The following is a 4110-nucleotide window of genomic DNA, read 5'->3' as shown; positions in this document are numbered from 1 at the left end:
ATGCCCCTCCTTTGTCCTACACCTTTCAACGAGTTTTCCTGAACTTCCGATGAATAAAGCCATCTCCGATCTGTCTTCCCACACGCCAATGATGCAGCAGTACTGGCGCCTGAAGAACCAGCACCCTGACCAGCTGATGTTCTACCGCATGGGCGATTTCTACGAGATCTTCTATGAAGACGCGAAGAAAGCCGCCAAGTTGCTCGACATCACCCTGACTGCTCGTGGGCAGTCGGCGGGTCAGGCGATTCCCATGTGTGGGATTCCTTACCATGCGGCAGAAGGTTACTTGGCGAAACTGGTCAAGCTCGGCGAGTCGGTGGTGATTTGTGAGCAGGTGGGTGATCCGGCGACCAGCAAAGGCCCGGTGGATCGTCAGGTAGTGCGGATCATCACGCCCGGCACAGTCAGTGATGAAGCGCTGCTGGATGAGCGCCGGGACAACCTGATTGCAGCGGTACTGGGCGACGAGCGATTGTTCGGCCTGGCCGTGCTCGACATCACCAGCGGCAACTTCACGGTGCTGGAAATCAAGGGCTGGGAAAACCTGCTGGCGGAACTGGAGCGGGTCAATCCGGTCGAGCTGATGATCCCGGATGACTGGCCAAAGGACCTGCCGGCGGAGAAACGTCGTGGGGTTCGTCGCCGTGCGCCGTGGGATTTTGAGCGCGACTCGGCGTTGAAAAGTCTTTGCCAGCAATTTTCTACCCAGGACCTGAAAGGCTTTGGCTGCGAGAACCTGACCCTTGCCATCGGTGCGGCTGGTTGCCTGCTCAGCTACGCCAAGGAAACCCAGCGCACCGCCCTGCCGCACCTGCGCAGCCTGCGTCATGAGCGCCTGGATGACACCGTGGTGCTGGATGGCGCCAGCCGTCGCAACCTGGAACTGGACACCAACCTGGCCGGTGGTCGCGACAACACCCTGCAATCGGTGGTCGATCGCTGCCAGACCGCCATGGGCAGCCGCTTGCTGACCCGTTGGTTGAACCGTCCGCTACGGGATCTGACCGTATTGCTGGCGCGCCAGACTTCGATCACGTGCCTGCTCGACGGCTACCACTTCGAGAAACTGCAACCACAGCTCAAGGAAATCGGCGACATCGAGCGGATTCTGGCGCGGATCGGCCTGCGCAACGCCCGCCCTCGCGACCTCGCTCGTTTGCGCGATGCGCTGGGTGCATTGCCTGAGTTGCAAGTGGCGATGACTGACCTTGAAGCGCCGCACATCATTCAACTGGCCAAGGTCACCAGCACCTATCCGGAACTGGCTGCACTGCTGGAAAAAGCCATTATCGACAATCCGCCGGCGGTGATCCGCGATGGCGGCGTACTGAAAACCGGTTACGACAGCGAACTCGACGATCTGCAATCGCTCAGCGAAAACGCCGGGCAGTTCCTGATTGATTTGGAAGCTCGCGAAAAAGCGCGCACCGGTCTGTCGCACCTGAAGGTCGGGTACAACCGCATTCATGGTTACTTCATCGAGTTGCCGAGCAAGCAGGCTGAATCCGCGCCGGCAGACTACATCCGCCGCCAGACGTTGAAAGGTGCCGAGCGCTTCATCACCCCGGAACTCAAGGCATTCGAAGACAAGGCACTGTCGGCCAAGAGCCGTGCGCTGGCCCGCGAGAAAATGCTCTACGAAGCGCTGCTTGAAGACCTGATCAGCCAATTGCCGCCACTGCAGGACACCGCCGCCGCGCTGGCCGAGCTGGACGTTTTGAGCAATCTGGCCGAACGCGCCCTGAACCTCGACTTGAATTGCCCGCGTTTCGTCAGCGAGCCCTGCATGCGCATCACTCAGGGCCGCCACCCAGTGGTCGAGCAAGTACTGAGCACGCCGTTCGTGGCCAACGACCTGAGCCTAGACGATAGCACCCGGATGCTGGTTATCACCGGCCCGAACATGGGCGGTAAATCCACCTATATGCGTCAGACCGCGCTGATCGTTTTGCTCGCGCATATCGGCAGCTTCGTGCCGGCGGCCAGTTGCGAACTCTCTCTGGTAGACCGGATTTTCACCCGGATCGGTTCCAGCGATGACCTGGCGGGCGGTCGTTCGACCTTCATGGTTGAAATGAGCGAAACCGCGAACATTTTGCACAACGCTACCGAACGCAGCCTGGTGCTGATGGACGAAGTTGGCCGCGGCACCAGCACCTTCGATGGTTTGTCCCTGGCCTGGGCCGCTGCCGAACGGCTGGCACATCTGCGCGCCTATACGCTGTTCGCCACCCACTACTTTGAGCTCACGGTGCTACCGGAGGCGCAACCGCTGGTGGCAAACGTTCACCTCAATGCCACCGAGCACAACGAGCGCATCGTGTTCCTGCACCACGTGCTGCCCGGGCCTGCCAGCCAGAGCTACGGCCTGGCTGTGGCGCAATTGGCCGGCGTGCCAAGCGAAGTGATCGTGCGTGCGCGTGAGCATCTCGGGCGACTGGAAGCCACTGCCCTGCCCCATGAAGTTCCTGTGCCTGCGAAGGGCAAACCGGCCGCGCCGCAGCAAAGCGATATGTTCGCCAGCCTGCCGCATCCAGTGCTGGATGACCTGGCCAAACTGGATCTGGACGACATGACGCCACGTCGTGCGCTCGAAATGCTCTATGCACTGAAGAACCGGATCTAACGCACTTGCCTACAAGCTGTTAGAATCTCGCGCGGTTTGGGATGCTGCTGGCTAATAGCCTGGCCAGCAGACTATCGCTCCCAAACCTGGCGACCCCAACGTGAAGGGGCTCCGCTGCCGCCGCCTGAGGAGAAAATTAGAAATGACCTTCGTCGTCACCGACAACTGCATCAAGTGCAAGTACACCGACTGCGTAGAAGTGTGTCCGGTGGACTGCTTTTACGAAGGCCCGAACTTCCTGGTGATTCACCCGGATGAGTGCATCGACTGCGCACTGTGCGAACCAGAATGCCCTGCCGTGGCCATCTTCTCTGAAGATGAAGTGCCGGCAGAAATGCAGGAATTCATTCAGCTGAACGTTGAGCTGGCCGAAATCTGGCCCAACATCACTGAGAAGAAAGAATCGATGCCAGACGCTGAAGAGTGGGATGGCGTCAAAGGCAAGATCAAAGACCTCGAACGCTGATTTTCCGCGCGTTACCGAAAAGGCCCTAGCGGGCCTTTTTGCTTTTCTTGAGGCAAAAAAAGGGGCGGTTTGACCCGCCCACATTTTTTCCCTATTCCCTGTGTTCCTTTTCATCGTCCTGATGAATCGCATCCCGCGATGTCCCTTCCCCTCATCCTTGAAGGGTGTGTCTGTCCGTCGACACCGTTCAAATACTAGAGAATTCCCTACCAAGAGCAATTGCCCGCCATCCTCAAAAACTGTTGTCACATGCTTTTAATAAAACAAAATAAGCATATAAATCATATAGATAGCATGTGACAGTGTAGGAAAATGTACGACTAACCCCTGTAAAAATAGTAAACACTTACGAAAGAGTAAGCGAAGACTTACAGCGCAAGACTACAAACCTCCGGAAAGCCTCACTCATCTTACAGGCAATAAAAAACCCCGAACCGAGCGGGGTTTTTTACTGCCGGTTAAGCCTGTCGCTTATTGAAACAGCGACTCGCTCGACAGGCCGTTCTTCTCGAGTATCTCCCGAAGACGCTTCAGGCCTTCCACCTGAATCTGTCTGACCCGTTCCCGGGTCAGGCCGATTTCCAGGCCTACGTCTTCAAGCGTGCTGCTCTCGTGTCCGCGCAAGCCGAAGCGGCGTATTACCACTTCGCGTTGTTTGTCCGTCAACTCCGACAGCCATTGATCGATACTTTGGGACAAGTCGTCATCCTGAAGCAGCTCACAGGGGTCGGTTGGACGGTCATCAGTCAGGGTGTCAAGCAGGGTTTTATCCGAATCCGGACCCAGCGAGACGTCGACCGAAGAAACCCGCTCATTCAAGCCGAGCATGCGCTTGACCTCTGCCACCGGTTTTTCCAGCAGGTTGGCAATTTCTTCGGGTGAAGGTTCGTGATCGAGTTTTTGCGTCAACTCCCGTGCAGCCCGAAGGTACACGTTAAGCTCCTTGACCACATGAATCGGCAGCCGGATGGTCCGGGTCTGATTCATTATCGCGCGCTCGATGGTTTGACGAATC

General features: G+C 57.5%; 3 protein-coding genes. 2 read left to right on the top strand and 1 reads right to left on the bottom strand.

Going from position 1 to position 4110, the window contains the following annotated elements:
- Positions 1 to 61: 61 nt before the first annotated feature.
- Both mutS and fdxA read left to right on the top strand, forming a co-directional pair.
- Entirely contained in the window at positions 62 to 2629 is a 2568-nt protein-coding gene (gene mutS, locus AC1DRJ_RS20515; protein WP_477803753.1) for a DNA mismatch repair protein MutS, read from the top strand.
- Positions 2630 to 2771: 142 nt separating this feature from the next.
- Positions 2772 to 3095 carry a ferredoxin FdxA gene (gene fdxA / locus AC1DRJ_RS20510; RefSeq protein WP_140666315.1) on the top strand — a complete coding sequence of 108 codons (324 nt, stop codon included), beginning with the start codon at positions 2772 to 2774 and terminating at the stop codon, positions 3093 to 3095.
- 471 nt (positions 3096 to 3566) lie between these two features.
- Here fdxA and AC1DRJ_RS20505 read toward each other — a convergent pair.
- Positions 3567 to 4110 (bottom strand): sigma-70 domain-containing protein (locus AC1DRJ_RS20505; RefSeq protein WP_477803752.1); only part of this gene is annotated, 544 nt, incomplete at its 5' end.

Source organism: Pseudomonas sp. P5_B2, from assembly GCF_056400445.1.
Note: the sequence above shows the minus strand (reverse complement) of the source record. Positions and strands in the feature narration are given on the sequence as shown.

Coding starts and splice junctions, on each gene's coding strand:
- fdxA (WP_140666315.1), top strand. CDS start 2,772: ATGACCTTCGTCGTCACCGACAACTGCATCAAGTGCAAGTACACCGAC.